At 56.1% G+C, this 23,085-nt stretch carries 25 protein-coding genes; 12 read left to right on the top strand and 13 right to left on the bottom strand.

All coding sequences use genetic code 11. The features are described 5' to 3' along the window. Position 1 precedes the first annotated feature (1 nt). From ACMGGE_RS07240 to ACMGGE_RS07250, 3 genes are read left to right on the top strand one after another with little or no spacing between them, the layout of a single operon-like run. Entirely contained in the window at positions 2 to 817 is an 816-nt protein-coding gene (locus ACMGGE_RS07240; protein ID WP_048222746.1) for an amino acid ABC transporter ATP-binding protein, read from the top strand. Beyond that, positions 817 to 1,593 (top strand): amino acid ABC transporter permease, encoded by a 777-nt coding sequence (locus ACMGGE_RS07245; protein WP_048030749.1) that lies wholly within the window; start codon positions 817 to 819, stop codon positions 1,591 to 1,593. Before ACMGGE_RS07240 ends, ACMGGE_RS07245 begins: the two co-directional genes overlap by 1 nt. Further along, positions 1,577 to 2,263 (top strand): amino acid ABC transporter permease, encoded by a 687-nt coding sequence (locus ACMGGE_RS07250; protein WP_048030750.1) that lies wholly within the window; start codon positions 1,577 to 1,579, stop codon positions 2,261 to 2,263. The genes ACMGGE_RS07245 and ACMGGE_RS07250 overlap by 17 nt, the downstream gene beginning before the upstream one ends. Here the strand turns inward: ACMGGE_RS07250 and fumD are convergent. From fumD to ACMGGE_RS07270, 4 genes are all read right to left on the bottom strand, one after another. After that, entirely contained in the window at positions 2,244 to 2,453 is a 210-nt protein-coding gene (gene fumD / locus ACMGGE_RS07255; protein WP_023343959.1) for a fumarate hydratase FumD, read from the bottom strand. The two genes, ACMGGE_RS07250 and fumD, sit on opposite strands and share 20 nt — an antisense overlap. Positions 2,454 to 2,563: 110 nt before the next feature. Further along, positions 2,564 to 3,376, bottom strand: a complete 813-nt coding sequence (locus ACMGGE_RS07260) for a MetQ/NlpA family ABC transporter substrate-binding protein (protein WP_008500616.1) — start codon at positions 3,374 to 3,376, stop codon at positions 2,564 to 2,566. Between the two features lie 23 nt (positions 3,377 to 3,399). Then, a complete protein-coding gene (locus tag ACMGGE_RS07265) occupies positions 3,400 to 4,068 on the bottom strand; it encodes a methionine ABC transporter permease (protein WP_008500617.1) in 669 nt (222 codons plus the stop codon). After that, positions 4,061 to 5,083, bottom strand: coding sequence for a methionine ABC transporter ATP-binding protein (locus tag ACMGGE_RS07270; RefSeq protein ID WP_045910313.1), 1,023 nt, complete (start codon positions 5,081 to 5,083; stop codon positions 4,061 to 4,063). The genes ACMGGE_RS07265 and ACMGGE_RS07270 overlap by 8 nt, the downstream gene beginning before the upstream one ends. A 400-nt stretch (positions 5,084 to 5,483) precedes the next feature. Here ACMGGE_RS07270 and ACMGGE_RS07275 point away from each other — a divergent pair, with 400 nt between their 5' ends. The 5 genes from ACMGGE_RS07275 (at position 5,484) to lpp (ending at position 10,347) form a co-directional block, all read left to right on the top strand. Then, a complete protein-coding gene (locus ACMGGE_RS07275; protein WP_048222734.1) occupies positions 5,484 to 6,854 on the top strand; it encodes a pyridoxal-phosphate dependent enzyme in 1,371 nt (456 codons plus the stop codon). An 11-nt stretch (positions 6,855 to 6,865) separates the two neighbouring features. Further along, positions 6,866 to 8,011, top strand: a complete 1,146-nt coding sequence (locus ACMGGE_RS07280) for a trans-sulfuration enzyme family protein (protein WP_048027590.1) — start codon at positions 6,866 to 6,868, stop codon at positions 8,009 to 8,011. Between the two features lie 175 nt (positions 8,012 to 8,186). Beyond that, entirely contained in the window at positions 8,187 to 8,381 is a 195-nt protein-coding gene (locus ACMGGE_RS07285) for a hypothetical protein (protein WP_418721936.1), read from the top strand. Between the two features lie 7 nt (positions 8,382 to 8,388). Then, on the top strand, positions 8,389 to 9,801 hold the full coding sequence (gene pykF / locus ACMGGE_RS07290) for a pyruvate kinase PykF (protein WP_045284943.1): 1,413 nt from the start codon (positions 8,389 to 8,391) through the stop codon (positions 9,799 to 9,801). A gap of 309 nt (positions 9,802 to 10,110) precedes the next feature. Further along, positions 10,111 to 10,347, top strand: coding sequence for a murein lipoprotein Lpp (gene lpp, locus ACMGGE_RS07295; protein ID WP_010430241.1), 237 nt, complete (start codon positions 10,111 to 10,113; stop codon positions 10,345 to 10,347). A gap of 60 nt (positions 10,348 to 10,407) precedes the next feature. On the opposite strand, the gene ldtE is transcribed toward lpp, so the two are convergent. The 9 genes from ldtE to ACMGGE_RS07340 all read right to left on the bottom strand — a co-directional run bounded on the left by ldtE (position 10,408) and on the right by ACMGGE_RS07340 (position 19,487). Continuing rightward, the gene (ldtE, locus tag ACMGGE_RS07300; RefSeq protein ID WP_048027587.1) at positions 10,408 to 11,421 is read right to left on the bottom strand and encodes a L,D-transpeptidase LdtE; all 1,014 of its coding nucleotides are present in this window, start codon (positions 11,419 to 11,421) and stop codon (positions 10,408 to 10,410) included. 97 nt (positions 11,422 to 11,518) lie between these two features. Next, positions 11,519 to 11,935: a cysteine desulfuration protein SufE gene (gene sufE / locus ACMGGE_RS07305; protein ID WP_420293585.1), complete on the bottom strand. Its 417-nt coding sequence runs from the start codon at positions 11,933 to 11,935 to the stop codon at positions 11,519 to 11,521. 14 nt (positions 11,936 to 11,949) lie between these two features. After that, the gene (gene sufS / locus ACMGGE_RS07310; protein WP_063621443.1) at positions 11,950 to 13,170 is read right to left on the bottom strand and encodes a cysteine desulfurase SufS; all 1,221 of its coding nucleotides are present in this window, start codon (positions 13,168 to 13,170) and stop codon (positions 11,950 to 11,952) included. Next, positions 13,167 to 14,438, bottom strand: a complete 1,272-nt coding sequence (gene sufD, locus ACMGGE_RS07315; RefSeq protein ID WP_420293586.1) for a Fe-S cluster assembly protein SufD — start codon at positions 14,436 to 14,438, stop codon at positions 13,167 to 13,169. The genes sufS and sufD overlap by 4 nt, the downstream gene beginning before the upstream one ends. Beyond that, positions 14,413 to 15,159 (bottom strand): Fe-S cluster assembly ATPase SufC, encoded by a 747-nt coding sequence (gene sufC, locus ACMGGE_RS07320; RefSeq protein ID WP_048027583.1) that lies wholly within the window; start codon positions 15,157 to 15,159, stop codon positions 14,413 to 14,415. The genes sufD and sufC overlap by 26 nt, the downstream gene beginning before the upstream one ends. 9 nt (positions 15,160 to 15,168) lie before the next feature. Further along, positions 15,169 to 16,659 carry a Fe-S cluster assembly protein SufB gene (gene sufB / locus ACMGGE_RS07325; RefSeq protein ID WP_021241107.1) on the bottom strand — a complete coding sequence of 497 codons (1,491 nt, stop codon included), beginning with the start codon at positions 16,657 to 16,659 and terminating at the stop codon, positions 15,169 to 15,171. Between the two features lie 8 nt (positions 16,660 to 16,667). Further along, the gene (gene sufA, locus ACMGGE_RS07330; RefSeq protein ID WP_008500631.1) at positions 16,668 to 17,036 is read right to left on the bottom strand and encodes a Fe-S cluster assembly scaffold SufA; all 369 of its coding nucleotides are present in this window, start codon (positions 17,034 to 17,036) and stop codon (positions 16,668 to 16,670) included. Between the two features lie 313 nt (positions 17,037 to 17,349). After that, complete coding sequence (locus ACMGGE_RS07335) at positions 17,350 to 18,078, bottom strand: MerR family transcriptional regulator (protein WP_039266180.1); 729 nt, start codon at positions 18,076 to 18,078, stop codon at positions 17,350 to 17,352. 188 nt (positions 18,079 to 18,266) lie between these two features. Further along, positions 18,267 to 19,487 (bottom strand): diguanylate phosphodiesterase, encoded by a 1,221-nt coding sequence (locus tag ACMGGE_RS07340; protein WP_045910304.1) that lies wholly within the window; start codon positions 19,485 to 19,487, stop codon positions 18,267 to 18,269. A 339-nt stretch (positions 19,488 to 19,826) separates the two neighbouring features. Here ACMGGE_RS07340 and ycgZ point away from each other — a divergent pair, with 339 nt between their 5' ends. From ycgZ to fdhF, 4 genes are all read left to right on the top strand, one after another. Beyond that, on the top strand, positions 19,827 to 20,066 hold the full coding sequence (gene ycgZ, locus ACMGGE_RS07345; protein WP_008500634.1) for a regulatory protein YcgZ: 240 nt from the start codon (positions 19,827 to 19,829) through the stop codon (positions 20,064 to 20,066). Positions 20,067 to 20,070: 4 nt separating this feature from the next. After that, positions 20,071 to 20,391 carry a hypothetical protein gene (locus ACMGGE_RS07350; RefSeq protein ID WP_045910303.1) on the top strand — a complete coding sequence of 107 codons (321 nt, stop codon included), beginning with the start codon at positions 20,071 to 20,073 and terminating at the stop codon, positions 20,389 to 20,391. 29 nt (positions 20,392 to 20,420) lie between these two features. After that, positions 20,421 to 20,699, top strand: a complete 279-nt coding sequence (locus tag ACMGGE_RS07355) for a biofilm development regulator YmgB/AriR family protein (protein ID WP_023327185.1) — start codon at positions 20,421 to 20,423, stop codon at positions 20,697 to 20,699. A 190-nt stretch (positions 20,700 to 20,889) separates the two neighbouring features. Further along, complete coding sequence (gene fdhF, locus ACMGGE_RS07360) at positions 20,890 to 23,040, top strand: formate dehydrogenase subunit alpha (protein ID WP_262810469.1); 2,151 nt, start codon at positions 20,890 to 20,892, stop codon at positions 23,038 to 23,040. Positions 23,041 to 23,085 lie beyond the last annotated feature (45 nt).

Below are 23,085 nucleotides of genomic sequence, written 5' to 3' on the forward strand. Positions count from 1 at the left end.
TATGCTCTCAGGTTTATTTTCACACTCCGCGGCCGGTGCCGCGGATTTTTCACATCTGGAACAGGCCAGCGTCGAGTTTCGTCATGTGGACAAACGCTACGGTGACCATCAGGTTTTGAACGACATTAACCTCACCATCACGCCCGGTGAAGTGGTTGCTATCCTCGGCCCGTCGGGTTCCGGTAAATCCACCCTGATTCGTCTTATCAACCAGCTTGAACCCCTGAGCGGCGGAGAGATCCTGGTCGACAACAAGCCTACCGGAAAGCTCTCCGGTAGCGGGCTGCGCCAGCTGCGAAGCCGCGTGGGGTTTGTATTCCAGCAGTTCAACCTTTATGCCCATCTCACCGCCAGCCAGAACATTACCCTGGCACTGGAGCACGTTCACGGCTGGAAGCCACAGCCAGCCCAGGCGCGCGCGCTGGCCCTGCTGGAGAAAGTCGGGATGCTGGAAAAGGCCCACCATTTCCCGGCAGAGCTATCCGGCGGACAGCAGCAGCGCGTGGCGATAGCCCGCGCCCTCGCCTCTTCACCGCAAATCATTCTGTTCGATGAACCCACCTCCGCGCTGGATCCGGAGATGATTGGTGAAGTGCTGTTCGTGATGAAAGCCCTCGCCCACAGCGGGATCACGATGATCGTAGTGACCCATGAGATGCAGTTTGCCCGGGAAATCGCCGACCGGATTGTCTTTATCGACGGCGGGCAAATTCTGGAAACCGCGCCGCCAGCGCAGTTTTTCAGCCAGCCAGCGCATCCGCGCGCGCAGCGTTTCCTGCAAAAGGTGCTGGATCCGCTGCATCAGGAGCATCTGTAATGCCCGCGCTCGACTGGCAGGGGGTACTGACCGGACAGCCTCTGCAGTGGATACTTTCCGGATTTCTCACCACCTTGTGGGTAACGCTGGCGGGGATCGCGCTGGCCAGCCTGCTCGCACTGCTCTTTATGCTCCTGCGCCTGTCCGGTGGACGCGTCGGGAAAGCGATCGTCAGCGGCTGGGTATCGCTGTTTCGCAATACGCCGCTGCTGGTGCAGCTGCTGTTCTGGTATTTTGCCGCCTGGAACGGGCTGCCGCAGGCGTTTCGCGACGTGGTCAACGCCGATCACAGCTGGTCCATTCTGCCCGGCGACGTCTGGTGGTTTACGCCCGAATTTTTATGCTCTGCCTGGGGGCTGGGCGTTTTTACCTCGGCGTTTTTAATCGAAGAAGTGGAAGCCGGGTTGCGTTCTGTGCCAGTCGGGCAACGGGAGGCGGCGCTCGCCCAGGGATTCTCGGCATGGCGCGTATTTCGCTACATCCTGCTGCCGCAGGGGCTGGCTAACGCTTGGCAGCCCGTTGTGGGCCAGTATCTCAACCTGATGAAGCTCTCCTCGCTCGCCAGCGGGATTGGCTTCGCCGAGCTCACCTACCAGGTCAGGCAGATCGAAAGCTTTAACGCACACGCGCTGGAGGCATTTACCCTCGGTACTGCACTCTATCTGCTGACCGGTCTGGTCATGGGAATGGTGCTGGTCCGCCTTGGGCCGCAGGCGAAACGTAAACGCCCGATCGTCGCCACCACAGGGAGTGAAAAACATGATTGCCGGACTTAATGTCATCACCGATAACCTCGATTATCTGCTGTGGGGACGCGCGGCAGCCGGTGAACCGGGAGGCGTACTGCTTTCGTTAATGATGGCAGCAGGCGCTGCGGTTATCGCTCTGCCCGGAGGGATACTGCTCGCGTGCCTGGCCTGGCGCTTTACCGGGCTCGTGCGAAAAGTCCTCTTTTTATGGGCAGAGCTGATTCGCGGGATCCCGCTCATCTTCGTGATTTTCTGGATGTGGTATCTCCTGCCGCTCATGACCGGGGGCGATCTGCCCGGGGCGCTGACCGTCACGCTGGCGCTGGCCTGGTTTACGGCGGCCACCGTGATGCACTCGGTGCTGGCCGGGCTGAGCGCGCTGCCGACCGGGCAGTTCGAAGCCGCGCTGTCACAGGGATTCAGCACGCAGCAAACCCTGTGGCGCGTGCTGCTGCCGCAGGCGCTGAGGAATATTCTGCCGTCGCTGGTGGGGATTTTTATCAGCCTGCTGAAGGATACGTCGCTGGCGTTTATCGTGAACGTCCCGGAGCTGACCACGGTGGCGGGACAGGTCAACAACCGGGTGCAAATCTACCCGGCGGCCATATTTATCTTTACGGGCGTGGTCTATTACCTGCTCTGCTGCTCGCTCGAGCAGCTTGCGAAACGCTGGCGCCTTACCCGGCCAGCGCTTTAACCACCGTTTCCATTGCCTCAGTAGTCAATGCACTGCGTTTCACGCGCTGGTTCGCCAGCGCGGTACGCAGTACCCCGGCAATGACAATATGCTTTGGCTCCTGCCCTAAATCACGCATCTCAAGCACGACCTTCCCGACCACCCGGCACATCTCCTGATACAGCGCTTCATCTTTGGTCACGTTACCCATCGTCATCACTCCATTGCCTGTTAAACGTTGAGCTTAAATGATTCTCCTGCCGGATACAAAAAAGAAGCCCGGCGAGGAACTCGCCGGGCTTCATCTGTAAAATCAGCTAATTAGTTGTTTACTGGAATGACCGCGCCTTTGTACTTGGTGCGGATCCAGTCCTGAATCTCTTTCGAGTGCAGCACGTTCACCAGCGCGACGATGTCTTTCTTCTTCTCGTCACCGCGATGCACGGTGATGATGTTGGCATACGGGTTGTTTTCACCGCTCTCAACCGCAATCGGGTCGTGAACCGGATCCAGACCGGCGTCAATCGCGTAGTTGGCGTTAATCACCACCGCGTCGCCTTCGTTGTTGTTGTACATCTGCGGCAGCAGAGACGCTTCCACGTTAGGCGTGAACTTCAGCTTCTTCGGGTTCTCGACGATGTCGCTGATGCGCGCGGTCACTTTATCGATGCCCGGTTTCAGCTTGATCACGCCCTCTTTCTCGAAGATGGAAAGAATACGGCCCTCTTCAGAAACCGCGTCACGCATGATGATCTTGCCACCTTCCGGCAGGTCTTTCAGCGACTTGTATTTTTTGGAGTAGATGCCGATTGGTTCAATGTGGATCGCGCCCGCACTGACAAAATCGTAGTCCTTATCGCCCGCATGATCTTTCAGCACGCTGTTCAGGTAAGGAATGTGCTGGAAATAGTTCGCATCGATGTCATGACCCGCCAGCGCGGTGTTCGGCAGAATGTAGTCCTGGAACGGTTTAATCTCCAGGTCGATACCCTGCTTCGCCAGAATCGGCTTTGCCTGCTCCAGAATTTCCGCATGCGGCGTGTTGGATGCCCCTACGGTCAGGGTGTCGGCCCAGGAGGCGAAGCTCAGGGCGCTCAGGGTTGCAGCGGCGATCAGTGTCAGTGTCTTTTTCATGATGTGGTTCCTGTGTGTATTTATTAGCGTTTATCTAACAGTGAAGTAATGACATCGCCGCAGAACTGGATAATGAAAACGATGATCAGAATGGTCACCGTTGCCACCAGCGTGACGTCACCATGGTTGCGCTGGAATCCTTCCAGATAAGCCAGATTTCCCAAACCACCGGCGCCAATCACCCCCGCCATTGCGCTGTAGCTCACCAGCGCAATCAGCGTTACCGTAATACCCGATACCAGTGCAGGTGATGATTCCGGCAGTAAAACCCGAAACACGAGCGTGCTCAGTCGTGCGCCCATCGAGCGCGTCGCTTCAATCACGCCTTTATCCACTTCACGCAGGGCGATCTCCACCAGGCGTGCGTAGAACGGTGCAGCCCCCACAATCAGGGCCGGCAGCGCCGCGTTGGCGCCAAGAATGGTGCCGACAACGGTCTTGGTGAACGGGATCAGCAGCACAATCAAAATGATGAACGGAATCGAGCGGAACACGTTCACCACAATCGAAATGACGCTATACACCGTGCGGTTGTGGAACAATCCGCCGCGCGCGGTTAAAAACAGCGCCAGACCCAGCACGATGCCTAATACAAAGGTCGCCACGCCGGAAAGCGCGGTCATGTACAGCGTCTCCAGCGTTGCCGCCCAGAGCTGATCCCACTTGAGATGCGGAAAGAGATTCTCAGCCATGTTTAATCACCTCGCCTTCAATATCGCTGTGCTGCAGGTCGGCGAGGATATTGTTCAGTTGTTCATCAGATGCCACGACGTGCACCCAGAGTTGACCAAACACGCCGTGAGCGGTTTGGGTCATTTTTCCGTGCAGGATGTTAAACGGCAGGCCGTAGCGCAGCGTCAGTTCGCCCACAATCGGTTTGTGCGTGCTGTGCCCGGTAAAGGTCAGCCTGATGACCGTACCTTCCAGATCGTTTGCCAGTTCGGTATTGAAGGTTTCTTCTTCAGCGTACTGGCTCACCTGACGGACAAACTGCTGCGTAATCGGCTGCTGCGGATGGGTAAAGACGCTCAACACGTCGCCCTCTTCCACCACTTTACCGTTCTCCATCACCGCCACGCGGTCGCAGATTTTGCGCACCACGTGCATCTCGTGCGTGATCAGCACGATGGTCAGCTTGAACCGACGGTTAATATCCAGCAGCAGATCGAGGATCTGATCGGTGGTCTGCGGGTCAAGCGCGGAGGTGGCTTCATCGCAGAGCAGCACATCCGGGCGATTAGCCAGCGCACGCGCAATGCCCACGCGCTGCTTTTGCCCACCGCTCAGCTGTGACGGATAAGCATGCTCGCGACCTTTCAGGCCAACGAGTTCAATAAGCTCGGCCACGCGGGCCTTAATTTCGGCTTTCGGTACGCCAGCAATTTGCATCGAGAACGCAATATTCTCGCTGACCGTGCGCGACCACAGCAGGTTGAAGTGCTGAAACACCATGCTGATCTTCAGACGCGCCTGGCGCAGTGCTTCACCTTTTGCGGCAGAAATGTTCTGCCCGTTGATGGTTACGCTGCCGCTGCTCGGTTTTTCCAGACCATTCAGCAGGCGGATAAGCGTACTTTTACCTGCGCCGCTGTAACCAATGATCCCGTATATCTGTCCCTGTGCTATCGTCAAATTGACATTATCAACGGCTGTGAGTGCCACCTTTCCGTTGTCAAAAACCTTCGAAATATTACTCAGTACAATCATTCTTATTCGTTATCCGTGCCGCCCGTGGCGGTTTAGCAGTATGGATGTCCAAACGATAGTAAACAGGCGTTATCAGCTTTTAAATGAACAAAAAAGAATGTGTTATAACTTTCGGCAATAAACAGCGGATTTACCGGGTGGGAAGCATTTAGACCAATTTCAGCAATGATTATCTGCCGGATGCATATCTGCTGGCGGACGGGCGCAAAAAACGCTCATTTTTGCAGCATTTTATCCCGATATAGCCATCCTCACATCCAGACAACTTTACGTCTTGCTGTCCTTCCATCCAGAAATGGCATTTATATTCCTTTCTGTTCTAAACGGCAGTGAATGGTTCTTTATTGAGAAAATTTCACCGCCCTATCATCCCGTCATGACATCCAGAAAGGAAAACATCATGACGATTTATCACTCCGTCACCGAACTGATTGGTCGTACCCCGCTGATACAGCTGCATAAGCTTGATACCGGTCCCTGCTCGCTGTTCCTGAAGCTGGAAAACCAAAATCCGGGCGGGTCGATTAAGGATCGCGTTGCGCTGTCGATGATTAACGAAGCGGAACGTACCGGCCAGCTGCAGCCAGGCGGCACGATTATTGAGGCCACGGCGGGCAATACCGGTCTCGGCCTGGCACTGATCGCCGCCCAGAAAGGCTACTCGCTGATCCTGGTGGTGCCGGACAAAATGAGCCGCGAGAAGATTTTCCACCTGCGCGCGCTGGGTGCCCAGGTGGTGCTGACCCGCTCCGACGTCAACAAGGGCCATCCTGCCTATTACCAGGATTACGCCCAGCGTCTGGCGAACGAACTGCCTGGCGCGTTTTACATCGACCAGTTCAACAACGAAGCCAACCCGCTGGCGCACCGCACCACCACGGCGCCGGAACTGTATGAGCAGCTTGACGGCAAAATCGACGCCATCGTGGTGGGCGTCGGCTCAGGCGGCACGCTGGGCGGCCTGCAGGCGTGGTTCGCCGAGCACTCTCCGCACACGGAGTTTGTCCTGGCTGACCCGGCTGGATCCGTTCTCGCCGATCAGGTGGAAACCGGACGCTACCACGACGCGGGCTCCTGGCTGGTTGAGGGAATTGGCGAAGACTTTATTCCTCCGCTGGCCCACATTGAAGGCGTCAATCGCGCCTGGCGCATCACCGACCGCGAGGCCTTCACCACCGCGCGCGAGCTGCTGAAAACGGAGGGCATTCTGGCGGGCTCCTCCAGCGGTACGCTGCTGGCGGCCGCGCTGAAGTATTGCCAGGCACAAGCCACGCCGAAGCGGGTGGTGACCTTCGCCTGCGACAGCGGCAATAAATATCTCTCGAAGATGTTCAACGACGACTGGATGCGACAGCAGGGGCTCATCACGCGTCCTCAGGCCGGCGATCTCTCCGACTACATCGCCTTGCGCCACGACGAAGGTGCGACCGTCACCGCCGCCCCGGACGACACGCTCTCCACCGTCCTGGCGCGCATGCGTCTGTATGACATCTCCCAGCTGCCGGTGCTGGAGAACGGCAAGGTGGTGGGCATTATCGACGAGTGGGATCTCCTGCGGCATATCGGCGGCGACGGCGATCGCTTCGCGCTGCCGGTGACGGCAGCCATGACGCGTCAGGTCGAATTCCTTGATAAACACGCGCCGGAAAGCGCCCTGAACGCCATCTTCGACCGCGGCCTGGTGGCCGTCATTAATGACAACGACCGTTTTCTCGGTCTGATTACGCGCAGCGACGTTTTGACCGCCTGGCGCAACCGTCTACAGCAATAAAGGAATCAATGATGAAAAACCTGGCCACTCTCAGCGTACACAGCGGCGAATTTAACGACCAGCACGGCGCCGTCATGCCGCCGATTTACGCCACCTCGACGTTTGCGCAACCCGCGCCCGGGGAGCATACCGGCTATGAGTACTCCCGCAGCGGCAACCCTACCCGCCATGCGCTGGAAACGGCGATTGCCGAACTGGAAGGCGGCACGCGCGGCTACGCTTTTGCCTCCGGTCTGGCGGCTATCTCCACGGTGCTCGAACTGCTGGATAAAGACAGCCATATTGTCGCCATTGATGACGTTTACGGTGGGACGTACCGCCTGATCGAAAATGTGCGCAAGCGCAGCACCGGGCTGCAGGTCAGTTGGGTTAAACCGGACGACCTGGCCGGGCTCGAGGCCGCCATTCGCCCACAGACGCGTATGGTGTGGGTCGAGACGCCGACCAACCCGCTGCTGAAGCTGGCCGATCTGGCGGCCATCGCGGCCATTGCCCGTCGTCATAACGTCATCAGCGTGGCGGATAACACCTTCGCGTCGCCGGTGATCCACCGTCCGCTGGAGTCCGGTTTCGATATCGTGGTGCACTCTGCCACCAAATACCTTAACGGCCACTCTGACGTGGTGGCCGGGTTGGCGATTGTCGGGGACAACAAGGAACTGGCGGACAAGCTGGGCTATCTGCAAAACGCGGTGGGCGGCGTCCTGGATCCGTTCAGCAGCTTCCTGACGCTGCGCGGTATTCGCACGCTTGCGCTGAGGGTCGAAAAGCACAGCACCAACGCGCTGGCGATTGCGCAATGGCTCGATCAGCATCCTCTGGTCGAAAAGGTATTCTATCCTGGCCTGGAATCACATCCGCAATACCAGCTTGCCCGCACGCAGATGACGCTGCCCGGTGGCATGATTTCCGTCGTGGTAAAAGGCGATGCGCAACGCGCCACCGAGGTGATTCGCAACCTGAAGCTGTTCACTCTTGCGGAGAGCCTGGGCGGCGTGGAGAGTCTGGTGAGTCAGCCTTACAGCATGACGCACGCCTCGATTCCGCTGGAACAACGGCTGGCGAACGGCATTGTGCCGCAACTGATCCGCCTGTCGGTGGGAATTGAAGATCCTAAAGACCTGATTGCGGACCTCAGCCAGGCGCTGCAAAAATAAGCAATCGGCGGCAGGTTACTCACCTGCCGCCACAAGTTGTCATCATGGCTTAACGCCTTGATAACAATATTATGTGAAACAGCATTGATTATTTCTGAAACACCGTTTCCATTTTCCTTTTATCTTCAAATCAGCGTATAATGCGCGCCAAATCCCTGGTGAATGGTTTCAGCGCTTGGAATACAAAAAACAACGTACAACTTCTCCTCTCCTTCGTTGGGCTGTCACTCAGGCACACTTTCTTCTGCACGCTCATTTGATGTCTCCTATCCTTAGTGCGTGTCATATACTCTTTTGCAACACAGGTTTGACTCCGCGGCGGTGCGCCCCCGGAGCGAGATTTCCATATCCTTCCCAACTTAAAGACTAAGACTGTCATGAAAAAGACGAAAATTGTTTGTACTATCGGCCCGAAAACCGAATCTGAAGAGATGCTGAGCAAAATGCTGGACGCCGGCATGAACGTGATGCGTCTGAACTTCTCCCACGGTGACTACGCAGAGCACGGCCAGCGCATCCAGAACTTGCGCAACGTGATGAGCAAGACCGGTAAAAAAGCGGCCATCCTGCTGGATACCAAAGGTCCAGAAATCCGTACCATCAAACTGGAAGGCGGTAACGACGTCTCTCTGAAAGCGGGCCAGACCTTCACCTTCACCACCGATAAATCCGTCGTCGGCAACAGCGAAATCGTTGCAGTGACCTACGAAGGCTTCACCAGCGATCTGTCTGTCGGTAACACCGTGCTGGTCGACGATGGCCTGATCGGTATGGAAGTCACCGCTATCGAAGGCAACAAAGTTATCTGTAAAGTGCTGAACAACGGCGACCTGGGCGAAAACAAAGGCGTTAACCTGCCGGGCGTCTCCATTGCGCTGCCAGCCCTGGCTGAAAAAGACAAACAGGACCTGATCTTCGGCTGCGAGCAAGGCGTTGACTTCGTCGCGGCCTCCTTCATCCGTAAGCGTTCCGACGTGGTTGAAATCCGTGAGCACCTGAAAGCGCACGGCGGCGAAAAGATCCAGATCATCTCCAAAATCGAAAACCAGGAAGGCCTGAACAACTTCGACGAAATCCTCGAAGCGTCTGACGGCATCATGGTTGCACGTGGCGACCTGGGCGTTGAAATCCCGGTTGAAGAAGTGATCTTCGCGCAGAAGATGATGATCGAGAAGTGTGTGCGCGCGCGTAAAGTGGTTATCACCGCAACGCAGATGCTGGACTCCATGATCAAAAACCCACGCCCAACCCGCGCTGAAGCTGGCGACGTGGCAAACGCCATCCTCGACGGTACTGATGCGGTTATGCTGTCCGGCGAATCCGCGAAAGGTAAATACCCGCTGGAAGCGGTCGGCATCATGGCGACCATCTGTGAACGTACTGACCGCGTGATGACCAGCCGTCTGGACTTCAATAACGACAGCCGCAAGCTGCGTATCACCGAAGCAGTATGCCGCGGTGCAGTAGAAACCGCTGAGAAACTGGAAGCCCCACTGATCGTGGTTGCCACTCAGGGCGGTAAATCTGCGCGCGCCGTGCGTAAATACTTCCCGGATGCGACCATCCTGGCCCTGACCACCAACGAAACCACCGCTCGTCAGTTGGTGCTGAGCAAAGGCGTCGTTGCGCATCTGGTTAAAGAGATCGCCTCTACTGACGATTTCTACATTCAGGGTAAAGCACTGGCTCTGGAAAGCGGTCTGGCACAGAAAGGTGACGTTGTGGTCATGGTTTCTGGCGCGCTGGTACCAAGCGGCACCACCAATACCGCATCTGTTCACGTGCTGTAATAATTCCCGAACGAATTAATTTGGATAAAAAGCGCCCGTCGGGCGCTTTTTTTATTCCCGGCATTAGCCAAAGTCATTCAAAATGCAAATCGGGTTTTTCTATTTAATTGCGAATTATCTAAGATGAATCCGATGATAAATGCCTTTTTTTCCTTAGATTTTTACCCGAAACCGGCTGATTCGATGCTTCTTTGAGCGAACGATCAAAAATAGGTGTATTCCCATCAAAAAAATATTCTCAACCCAAAAAACTTTGTGTAATACTTGTAACGCTACATGGAGATTAACTCAATCTAGAGGGTATTAATAATGAATCGTACTAAACTGGTACTGGGCGCGGTAATCCTGGGTTCTACTCTGCTGGCTGGTTGCTCCAGCAACGCTAAAATCGATCAGCTGTCTTCTGACGTTCAGACTCTGAACGCTAAAGTTGACCAGCTGAGCAACGACGTGAACGCAATCCGTTCCGACGTTCAGGCTGCTAAAGACGACGCAGCTCGCGCTAACCAGCGTCTGGACAACCAGGCTACTAAATACCGTAAGTAATAGTACCTGTTAATAAAATGGCGCACATTGTGCGCCATTTTTTTTGCCTGCATTAAACGGCTACTGCGTCACCTTCTCCCCTTCATCTTCCGCTACCGCAGCAGATACCCGGCTGTTCTGCACCGACAACACGCTATTGCTGGCTGACGGGCCGCTACCGGCCGACACGATAACCGGGATCCCGGCGCGACGTGACAGCGCTTTATCAATTAGCGCCTTATCACTTCCCGCCTGGGAAACAAAGGTCGCAAACTCGGCGGAATGGGTAATGGGCGAGACCTGTGGATTTTCCCCTTCAACCTGCGCCAGCGGACGGTGGACCTCAATATAGCGTTTACCATCCGGCTCAACGGAAAACTTCACGGGTTCATTAATAATCTGCACCCGCGTGCCCACCCGCACCTGTTCGAACAGGGCCTTAATGTCCGGGGCGTTCATCCGCATACAGCCAGAGCTGACCCGCAGGCCGACGCTGTCCGGCGCGCTGGTACCGTGGATAAGATATTCCCCATTCCCCACGCCTAAACGCAGCGCGAAGCGTCCCAGGGGGTTATTTGGCCCGGCAGGAACCACCGGAGGCAGTTTAATGCCCTGCTCCAGAGAGCGTGCTCTGATGCCCGGCGTGGGTGTCCAGGTCGGATTAGGGATTTTCTGGCTCACCCGCGTGGTCGTCACCGGTGTTTCCAGCCCCAGCTGACCAATGCCCAGGGGGAAAACCTGAACAATGTTTTGCCCCGGCGGGAAGTAGTAGAGCCGAAGCTCAGCGAGATTGACCACAATTCCCTCGCGGGGCGTATCCGGCAACAGCATTTGCGACGGAATGGTTATCACGGTTCCCGGCGCAGGGTTTACCGGCGCAATGGTATTGTTGGTTTCCAGGATCACCTGGGCCGCCGTATTAAACCGACGGGCAATGGTCTGCAGCTTATTATCACCTTCCTGTATCGTGTAGGTTTGATTTTGCCCAATCAGACGACTGCCTGCGGGCGGCAATGGATAGTCCATCGCACGGGCCGAATTAAGGGCACCGAGCGAACTGAGGAGTAATAGAGTAATGAGAGACGCGCGCTTCATGCTGAGATTCCTTATTCACTGACAGAACGCCAGAAAGCTGAAAAACCAGCGAGGCGGGAACCACCTCGCGAAACAGAATGAATGCAGTTCTGTAAGTCTAGCTAAGGATTGCAGCTTTGGCGCGGATGGCGCGAATCATCGCTTCCAGTCCCTGAGAACGGGACGGGGTGAGGTGTTGGGTTAAGGCCATTTTTTCAAACCATGGACGGACATCAAACGCGACGATATCCTGCGCCGACATCTGCTGGTAAAGGCTAAAGACGACGGCAATAAGCCCTTTTACAATGGCGGCATCGCTGTCGCCGCGCAATTCGATCGTGCCATCCTCAGACTGCGCCATCACGATCCACACCTGGCTCTGACAGCCCTGAATACTGTTCTCTGCGCGGTGCGCCTCTTCACCGAGCGGCGGTAAGCGTTGTCCCAGCTCAATGATATAGAGATACTTCTCTTCCCAATTTGCGCAACGCGAGAAGTTGCGCAGTAATTTATCTTTGTCCGGCAGCTCTGCCATCTTTCGCCTCTCCGTTAGCCCAGCAGCTGGTGAATGCGCTTAAGCCCCGCCACCAGCCTGTCGACCTCTTCCGTCGTGTTGTACATCACCAGCGATGCGCGGCACATTGCCGGTACCTGGTAAAACGCCATCAGCGGCATGGCGCAGTGGTGCCCGGTACGGACCGCCACGCCGTAGTTATCGAGAAAACTGCCCACGTCATAGGCATGGTGTTTCCCGAGATTAAACGCAATCACCCCTTGCCGATCGGCAGGCCCGTAGAGGGTCAAATCCGGCACGCTGGCAAGTTCCGCCAGCGCGTAGTGCATCAGCAGCTGTTCGTACTCCTGAATGGCGTCCAGGCCGATGGCAGAGACGTAGGAGACCGCCGCCCCCAGCCCGATAATACCCCCGGTGTTGGGCGTGCCCGCCTCAAAACGCCACGGCGCGCGCGCGTAGGTCGTGCCTTCCGTCAGGCTGACAGTGGCGATCATCGACCCGCCCCCTTCCCACGGCGGCATCGCCTGCAGGATGTCTTCTTTCACATACAGCACGCCAATCCCGGTCGGCCCATAGAGCTTGTGGCCTGAAAAGACGTAGAAATCACAGTCCAGCGCCTGGACGTCAACCGCGTGGTGCATCACCGCCTGCGCGCCGTCAATCAGGACCTTTGCCCCCGCCTGATGGGCCTTTTCGACGATCTCTGCCACCGGGTTTTCTGTCCCCAGCACGTTGGAGACCTGGGTTACCGCCACCAGCCGCGTACGGTCATCCAGCAAGAGGTCAAGCTGCTCAAGCTGAAGCGTCCCGTCAGCGTTTAGCGGGATCACCCGCAGCTGGGCGCCCACGCGCTCGCAGAGCATCTGCCACGGCACGATATTGGCGTGGTGCTCCATCTGGGTGATGATGATGTTATCCCCCGCGTGGACCTGCGCGTTGCCCCAGCTGTTAGCGACAAGGTTGATCCCTTCGGTGGTCCCGCGAACAAAGACCAGTTCTTCCGGCGAGCGGGCATTAAGGAAGGCGGCAAGCTGCGTGCGCACGTTTTCCATCCGCTGGGTCGCCTCGGCGCTCAGGGTATGAATACCGCGATGCACGGCAGCATAGCCGTGGCGATAAAACTCGGCTTCGGCATCCACCACCTGATTCGGCTTCTGCGCGCTGGCCGCGCTGTCCAGGTAGGCCAGCGGCAGACCGTTTACTTCACGGGTCAGAACCGGGAAATCTGCCCGTACTTTCTCGACGGGAAAACTCATGCTTCGCCTCCAGGCAGGCGCTGACCGATCCGATCCAGCACCTGCAGTTTTAACTGACCATCGTGCAGCGCTTCCGTCAGTTCGGCGGCAAACGCGTAGATAATCATTTTCTGCGCCGCCTGCTGGTCGATGCCGCGGGAGCGCAGGTAGAACATCTGCTCGTCGTCGATTCGCCCGACCGTCGCACCGTGGCTGCATTTGACGTCATCCGCGTAGATTTCCAGCTGCGGTTTGGTGTCCACCTCCGCCAGTCGCCCTAACAGCAGATTGTTGTTGGTCATCTGCCCGTCGGTTTTAATGGCGTGCTGCGCCACGTTAATCAGGCCGTTAAACACCGCGCGCCCTTTATCACTGACGATGGTTTTGTGCAGCTGGCGACTGTTGCAGTAGCCTTTGTTGTGCTCCAGCCACGTGCGCGTGTCACACACTTCCGATTTAACCGGCATCGCCAGGCTGTTGATGCGCAGCGTGGTGTTTTCCCCGTTAAGCTGCGTGCTGGTGTTGTGGCGCAGCACCGCCCCGCCGAGCAGGAAGCTGTGGCTGTACGCGGCGGCATCCTGTCCCAGGACAATGTCGTTATGGGCAAAGTGGTGGCTCTGCGCATTCTCAAACGCCAGTTTGATGTGGTGTAGCTGGGCATTGGCCGCCACGTTCATCGTCAGACGCGACCCGGTAAAGTGACGCGTCTCATTGAGGCTGACGTAATGTTCGATGACCGTGGCCTCCGCGCCCTCCGCCAGCTCAAGATGGTGACGATAGTGCGCGGTATTGATTTCATCGCCGTCCAGACCCTGAGTGATATGCATCAGCAGCAGCGGCTTTGTCGGACGCTGGTTACGCTTCACGGCGATATGCGTCACGCTGCGGGCCAGGCTCTCGGTCAGGTGCAGGAAAACCTCGGGCTGAACCGGGGCGCTCAGGCGCTGGCGATCGTCGTTTATCTCAATCTCAAAGCCGCTCTCCTGGACCGTGTCGCTCAGTTCCGGACGGAACTGGCCATCGACAAACACCAGGCGCACGGCATCGACACGCAAGGCCAGCGCGTCGCGCTGCGCTGGGGTGAGATCCGCCAGACGGGTAACAAACTCGGCGTTCAGCAGGCCATCGAGCGGGGTATATTTCCAGTTCTCATGCTTACGCGTCGGCAGGCCAAGACGCAGCATCTGCTGCAGATGCTGCTGCGCCTGCGCCGAGCGCGTGCCGCCCTGGGCTTCAAACAGCCGGTGCCACTGCTGGAGCGCATTACTGCTGTTCGGTAAGCCAGCCATAACCCTGCTCCTCCAGTTGTTTAACCAGCGTAAAATCACCGGATTTCACAATGCGCCCCTGGTAAAGCACGTGGACGTAATCCGGCTTGATGTAGTCCAGAATGCGCTGGTAGTGGGTGACGATAATAAACGAGCGATTGCCGTCGCGCAGGGCGTTGACGCCGTCAGCGACAATCTTCAGGGCGTCGATATCCAGACCGGAATCGGTCTCATCCAGAATGCACAGTTCGGGCTCGAGTACCGCCATCTGCAGAATGTCGTTACGCTTTTTCTCGCCGCCGGAAAAACCGACGTTCACCGAGCGGGTCAGCAGATCTTCCGGCATTTTCAGCAGCCTGATCTTCTCTTCCATCAGATCCTGGAAGTCGAAGCGGTCCAGCGCCTCCAGCCCACGGTATTTGCGCACCGCATTCAGTGCCGTTTGCAGGAAGAACTGGTTGCTGACGCCAGGAATTTCGACCGGGTACTGGAAGGCCATAAAAATGCCCTCTCCCGCACGATCTTCCGGCGACATCTCCAGCAGATCTTTGCCGTTAAACTCGACCGAGCCGTGGGTCACCTCATAATCTTCGCGCCCCGCCAGCGTTGCAGAAAGCGTACTTTTCCCGGAACCGTTCGGCCCCATGATGGCGTGGACTTCCCCCGGCTTAACGTCAAAATTGAGGCCACGCAGGATGGCTTTATCTTCTACGCTGACCTGTAAATCTTTAATGCTTAACATGTGCTTTCCTTAACCGACGCTGTGTTCAAGACTAATGGCGAGGAGTTTCTGGGCTTCAACGGCAAATTCCAGCGGCAGTTCAGAGAACACGTCCTTACAGAAGCCGTTGACAATCATCGAGATGGCGTCTTCTTCGCTGATCCCGCGCTGCAGGCAGTAGAAGAGCTGGTCTTCCCCAATCCGTGACGTGGTTGCCTCGTGCTCCAGCTGGGCCGTGTTATTACGGCATTCGACGTATGGGAAGGTATGTGCGCCGCAGTCCGCGCCAATCAGCATCGAGTCACACTGGGTAAAGTTTCGCGCATTGGTGGCCGTCGGCATGATTTTCACCAGCCCGCGATAGCTGTTCTGGCTGTGTCCGGCGGAGATACCTTTCGAGATAATGGTCGATTTGGTGTTTTTACCAATGTGGATCATCTTGGTGCCGGTATCGGCCTGCTGATGGCCGCTGGTGAGCGCCACCGAGTAGAACTCGCCGATGGAGTTATCCCCGCGCAGGATGCAGCTCGGGTATTTCCAGGTGATGGCCGAACCGGTTTCGGACTGGGTCCACGACATCTTGCTGTTTTCCCCTTCGCACAGCGCACGCTTGGTTACGAAGTTCAGGATACCGCCAGTATTGCCGTCGCCCGGGAACCAGTTTTGCACCGTCGAGTATTTCACCTCGGCGTCTTTATGGATGATGACCTCCACCACCGCCGCGTGCAGCTGATAGCTGTCGCGGACCGGGGCGGAGCACCCTTCGATGTAGCTGACGTAGCTTCCCTCATCGGCCACCAGAATGGTACGTTCGAACTGGCCGGTTTTTTCGGCATTAATACGGAAATAGGTGGAAAGCTCCATCGGACAGCGCACGCCTTTCGGCACGTAAATAAAGGTACCGTCCGAGGCCACCGCCGCGTTAAGCGCCGCAAAGAAGTTATCGTTTGAAGGCACTACGGTCCCGATGTACTTTTTCACCAGTTCCGGATGATCGTGAATCGCTTCGCCGAAGGAGCAGAAAATGATCCCCTGCTCTGCCAGCTTCTCGCGATAGGTGGTGGCCACCGAGACCGAGTCAAAGATAGCGTCCACCGCCACCTCTTTCCCTTCGCGCACCGGTACGCCCAGCTGGTTAAAGGCTTCTTCCACCTCTTTGCTGAGGAAACTGTTCTCCGCGCCGGTTTGCTGCACCGCGCCGGGCTGCGAGGCGCAGGTATCATCACAGCTGCCGCAGGACGGCGCGGAGTAGTAGCTGTAATCCTGGTAGTTCAGCTTGTCATAATGCGCTTTCAGCCAGTGCGGCTCTTCCATCTCCAGCCAGGCGCGGTAGGCACTCAGGCGAAACTCCAGCATCCACTCGGGCTCGTTACGTTTCGCCGAAATCGCCCGCACGACATCCTCGTTGATGCCTTTTGCCAGCTCATCGGTCTGCAGCTGGGTGAAGAACCCCTCTTTATAGTTGAGGTGCCCGCCGCTCCAGGTATTTACTTCACTCGTTGCTTCAGTATTACGAGACATAGTTCCGCCTATACCCCAAAGCTTTCGCCGCAGCCGCATTCGTTCTGGGCTTTCGGGTTATGAAATTTGAATAACTGATTTAAGCCTTCGCGGACATAGTCCACTTCGGTGCCATCGATAAAGGGCATGGCCTGCAGCGCGACGTACAATTTTGCGCCGTCGGTCTCGAACACCAGGTCATCTTTCTCGGGTTCGGTGACGGTATCAAGCACGTAACCGAAACCTGCGCAGCCGGTCTGTTTGACACCTAAACGCACACCAAGGATCTCGGGCTTTTTCGCCACCAGCTCGTGAATATGTGCCGCCGCCGCTGGCGTGAGCGTTAACCCGCGCCAGGCGAAATCGGCAGGATTAAAGGTTTCTGAATGCAGTTCCATAGGTCCACCTCATCTGATAAGCCATCAGGGCATAACACCATGTTAGTGATAACGATTATCACTTCAACCCTCTGTCAGCAGGGGCATTCGGCTAAACCGCCCTTTTTGCCTACTTTTATTAAGCATAGACCCTGTGGCAGGATGCAGGCAGGATGGATTTAATTGTTCAATGCATTGATTAATAATGCATTTCGTCGTGGGGTTTGTGGCGGAGAGGTGAAAAGTAAAATATGCATCGGAAATGCCTATTTTTGAGATAGCCTTTGCAAGGAAAGTGACAAAAACAAAAAAAGGCCCTCAAGGCCTCTTACACTCAATGATGGAATGAGACAGCAAAACCCTGCTCACGCCAGTGGTCGAGCTGTTCCTGCTGTCGAGGCGTTGGCGATTTCCCCGTCCAGACGAAGATTTTCTGCCCCGGGAAAAGCTCGGGACGCGGCGAATCAATCGGTTCTGCCAGGACATCAATGTGCCAGCCCTTCTGCGATAAGCGCGCGGCTTCAAGCCACAGATGGGTGCGGTCATCACACTCCCACCCAATCAGGAGCGCATCTTTACCGGCTTTTTTGCGAGACTCCGCCAGGCTTGCGATCGCGAATTCGATCAGGACCCCGTCAAACAGGCTCGCCATGTGACGCACGGTATTTTGGTCCTGGTTCATCCGCTGACGGACGGGAGAAATAATATTGTCAATCAGGGCATCTATCGGGTGATCGCGGCGGAACTCACCGACTTTGGCGCGCAGCTTTGCCGGGCTGGCATAGCGCAGAACGGTCATCATCTCTTCCTGGAACGAGACCCAGTTACCCTGAGTCAGAACTTCCTTGTTTTCCAGCAAGGCTTTTACTTTCCCGACCGAAACGCCGCTCTTCATCAGGCGTTTGATCTCTTCGATACGCAGGATATCTTCATCGTCAAACTGACGATGACCCCCTTCGCTGCGCTGCGGCTTCAACAATCCATAACGGCGCTGCCAGGCACGCAGCGTAACGGGGTTGATACCGCATCGTTCGGCCACTTCGCCGATACTGTAATAGGCCATTAACTCCCTCACGCTCAGAACTTCCATACCTAACTGCACCAACCTTATCAGATTGTACACACCATTTGTATAACTAAGACCGCATTTTGAACGGGTGAATGGCTTACGACGCCATTCACCTGTTAATACATTGTTGTATAAAATTTACCGTTCGTACAGTTACGTCTGTCCGATTGTGTACAGCTTTATCACAATTCGAACTTTTTCTCCGGCCACGCAATGGCTGGAATCCCGCCGTGCCGGGGGCTGGCAAAAAGATGCCCCTGGAACTGGGAAATCCCCGCAGATTCCAGCCACATCCACTCTTCCGCCTTCTCTACTCCCACCGCGCAGAACTGGATTTCAAGCGAGGAACAGCATTTGATGATGGCCTGAATAATGGCCTGTCGGGGGCCACTTTTATGCACGTTCGCGACCAAATCACGATTAATCTTAATTCTGTCAGGCTGGAAGTGGGCCAGTAGCTGCAGCCCGGCAAAACCGGCACCAAAGTGATCGATCGTCACGCTGATACCCGCGCTTTTTAACTGCCTGACCGAATCCGTGAACTCATCAAAACGGGAAATGGCTTCGCTCTCGGTGAACTCCACCACGATTTGTTCAGGTACAAAACCGTTTGCTTCAATCGCGGTGAGCAGAAAATCCACGGCATTGGGAATGTTAACCAGCGTCATAGGCAGCAGGTTAAGGGATAACGTCTGGTCCTGTAACCCCAGCGCGCTGGCCATGGAGAGCGCCACCTGCTTGCTTTGCAAATCAGACGCGTACACTTCCTCATGCGGAAGGCTGGCGAAATAGGCCCCCGGCGAGTCGCCGGACGGGGTGCGGAGAAGCGCCTCCCAGGAGACAACCTGCTGCATAAACGGATCGACTATCGGCTGGAACGCGAAGCTGCAATCCGCCCCCTTCGCGACCACCTCAGGCTGCGCGGACAAGCGCGTTTCTTCGCGAACGAATTCCCATGAGTCCGCAGGCGGCAGTTCAAAATAGTTCGCTTTTTCCGTGGCCTCGACAAAGGTGCGGAAAAACTGCAGAGGGCGGTCGTTATACGTCAGCTGGTAGCGTGTCGTCCCCTTATTGAGCACCTGCTGCAGTACCTCGTCCCGGTCGAAGTGGCGCAAATCAAAAAGCTCCATACCCACGTTGCCAAAACGCCGGACAGGCCCGTGATCGCGCATTAACTCGACCACGTTATGGTGGCGCGGGTCGTTGCAGATCTGCTCATAGATAGCCGAAACGTGCTCAACCGGCCCTTCCAGCAGTTGAAAAAAATGTGTGCCGTTAAACAGCAAGATCCCCGTGACATTGGATTGCCGATTTTTACGATTTGCAGCAGCGACCATTGCTTCCAGCGCTTTCACTGGAACGTCCTCGCAGATATGACTGCGGTAAATGATGGTTGTGAGCATGCTATTCCTGGGGGTTAGGGTTTTGGCCACGAAAGACGTGGGTAATGTTCATTTATAGCACATTAATTGCCTGACAAATAATTTACATCTCAACCATTTACGGCAGTTAATGAGACCTTTTGACTCGGCTGTACAACTTACCAGCACCTGCGCTTTTTGTACAATATATCCTGCACTCCCACCCCATCACAACGCCAACCCAACACAATGAAAAATAAATGATTTATAAGATATATCGTAAAAAATCTAAAAAATTGTACATTTTAGATGTACAGATTTGAAAATTATGTATACCTTAAATGTAACGTTACTGATTACAAAATTTTACAGGAGCGAAACATGCAGCAGAAAGGTTACGTCGCAGATTCCGCAGCAGCAATCGCACAGTACTTCGAAAAGGCCGCGCTTCCTACCCAGCAGGAAACGCTGGGCCAGGTGGTTGTTGAAATTCTCAGCGACGGGCGAAACCTTAATCGCAAATCGCTTTGTACAAAATTGCTGAGTCGCCTCGAAAAGGCCGACGGCCCGGAAGAGGAAGAGCATTACCACATGCTGCTTGGTCTGCTCTTCGAACGGTAAGGATATGAATAGCAGTAACGCAGACCGACTGATAGACCAGCTTATCGGTGAAGCCGTTCTCTCTCTTCTGAAAGAGCGGGGACCGGTGACAACTGAAGGCTTGCTACAGCGTCTGCGGGTCATGAAAGAACATGAAAAGGATCCCCAGCGGCGGGAGACACTTGCGGTGGTGATTGCCGAGATCGGCTCAAACAGCACCGCCTTTACACGTCGCAGAACCGCGCAAGGACGAACGAAAAGAGAGGGATCTCTCAACGATACCCGAGACAATGTTGTGCCGTTATTTGGAAGTGGAAAACCGTCCGATCCCAAAAAAATACATTGACTGCAATTTAACAGCTACGGTGAGAACAAATGAGACAAAATATTCAGCTTCAACCCGAATACCACTCTGCTTTTTTAGACAGTGCGCTGGCGGAGTATTTCCGCCATGCAGGCGATCGTTTTGCTGAAGAGTCCGCTATTTTTTCTACTGCAGTACGCTGTGTTCTGGCCTCCGAAGGGCATCTGTCCAATAAGGCGATCATCCTCTGGCTCATCCAGACGCTGGAAGCCACCAACGACGTGGTTCAGGCGGATGTGATTCGCAAGACGCTGGAAATCGTGGTGGGTTACACGATGGACGATCTCTGAGTTCCTGCTCGCCACGCCCCCTAACGTGTCATCGTCAAAACTGACGATCGGCCTGACGATGACACGCGCCCTCCCCGCATAACGCCCTGTAATCCACGCAAAATCAACCTGGCACGGTTCCTGCTTATTTACTCATACGGGACTGGGTTTCCAGTCAACTTTGCTTCATTTCTTAACAGGTCTGTTATTGATGAAAAAGATCGCCAGCGTCTGCCCGTACTGCGGTGCAGGCTGTAAATTGAACCTTGTCGTTGAAAATAACCGTATCATCCGTGCCGAAGCAGCAGCGGGAGTCACAAACCAGGGCACTTTATGTCTGAAAGGATTTTACGGCTGGGACTTCCTTAACGATACCCGTCTGCTCACCCCTCGCCTCACCCAGCCCATGATCCGCTACCGCAAAGGCGAAGCCTTCACCCCCGTTACCTGGGAAGAGGCGATCCGCTACACCGCCCACAGGCTCAGCAGTATTAAAGCGCAGCACGGGCCGCGGTCGATCATGACCACCGGCTCCTCGCGCGGAACCGGCAATGAAACCAACTATGTGATGCAAAAGTTTGCCCGCGCGGTGCTGAACACCAACAACGTGGACTGCTGTGCGCGCGTCTGTCATGGCCCGTCCGTCGCCGGTTTACAGGAAACGCTCGGTAACGGCGCGATGAGCAACTCCATTAACGATATTGAAAACTCAAAATGCCTGCTGGTCTTTGGCTATAACTGCGCGGACTCCCACCCTATCGTCGCCCGCCGCGTGCTGAAAGCGCGTGAAAACGGCGCAAAAATTATCGTCTGCGATCCGCGGCGTATTGAAACGGCGCGTATTGCCGACCAACATCTGCAGCTGAAAAATGGCAGCAACATGGCGCTGGTGAACGCCTTTGGCTATGTGCTGCTGGAAGAAGAGCTGTACGATAAAAACTACGTGGCGCGTTTTACGGAGGGGCTTGAGGCCTACCGGCAAACGGTAAAAGACTATGCGCCGGAAAAGGTCGAACATCTTACCGGCATCCCCGCCCGTGACGTCCGCCAGGCAATGCGCACCTTCGCGGCGGCCCCTTCCGCCACCGTGATGTGGGGGATGGGCGTGACCCAGTTTGGACAGGCTGTGGATGTGGTCAAAGGGCTGTCCAGCCTGGCGCTGCTGACCGGGAATCTCGGTCGCCCTGCCGTCGGCGTCGGGCCGGTGCGCGGTCAGAACAACGTCCAGGGTGCCTGCGATATGGGCGTTCTGCCGAATATGTTCCCCGGCTATCAGGATGTGACCGATCCGGCGGTCAGGCAGAAGTTCGCCAACGCCTGGGGAATTGACGTCAATGCGATGGACGATCGCGTCGGGACGCGCATTACCGAAGTGCCGCACCTTGCGCTGGAAGGCAAGGTGAAGGCCTATTACATCATGGGGGAAGATCCGCTTCAGACCGAAGCCGATCTCGGCCTGGTGCGCAGCGGTTTTGAGGCGCTCGATTTTGTCGTGGTTCAGGACATCTTTATGACCAAAACGGCAGAGGTGGCGGACGTTCTGCTCCCGGCCACCTCCTGGGGTGAACACGGCGGCGTCTTTACCTGTGCCGATCGCGGCTTCCAGCGTTTTGGCAAAGCCATCGACGCCAGCGGCAACGTGAAGCGCGACTGGGAGATCATCAGCCTGCTCGCCACCGAGATGGGCTACCCGATGCATTATGACTCCAACCAGCAGATCTGGGATGAGATGCGCGCGCTGTGCCCGCTCTTCTACGGCGTGACGTATGAAAAAATGGGCGAGATGGGCCACGTACAGTGGCCCTGCCCGACGCTGGATCACCCCGGAACGCCGTACCTGTACAAAGACAATCAGTTCGACACGCCGAGCGGTAAAGGGCAACTCTTTGCCGCACCGTGGCGCGCGCCGGCGGAAACCCCGGATGCGGATTTCCCGCTGGTGCTGTGTACGGTACGCGAGGTGGGACACTACTCCTGCCGCTCCATGACCGGGAACTGCGCCGCGCTTCAAAGCCTGGCCGACGAGCCGGGTCGGGTGCAAATGAACCCTGCCGATGCAGAAAAGCTGGGCATTACTGACGGGCAGCTGGTCTGGGTACGTTCACGTCGCGGGAAAGTGATTACCCGCGCCAGCATCAGCGAGCGTATCAACGCCGGGGCCGTCTATATGACCTATCAGTGGTGGATTGGCGCCTGCAACGAGCTGACCCAGGACAACCTCGATCCCATCTCCAAAACCCCGGAAACGAAGTACTGCGCGGTGCAGCTGGAGGCGATTGAGGACCAGCGCTGGGCGGAGGACTATGCCGCGTCGGCGTATCAGTCCATGAAGTCGCGGCTGATGAGTGCGGCGAACGTCTGAGGAAAATGCCGGGTGCCGTAACCGTCACCCGGCGACAAAACAGCG

It is taken from the genome of Enterobacter sp. BNK-22, assembly GCF_048684805.1.
Classification (GTDB): domain Bacteria; phylum Pseudomonadota; class Gammaproteobacteria; order Enterobacterales; family Enterobacteriaceae; genus Enterobacter; species Enterobacter quasiroggenkampii.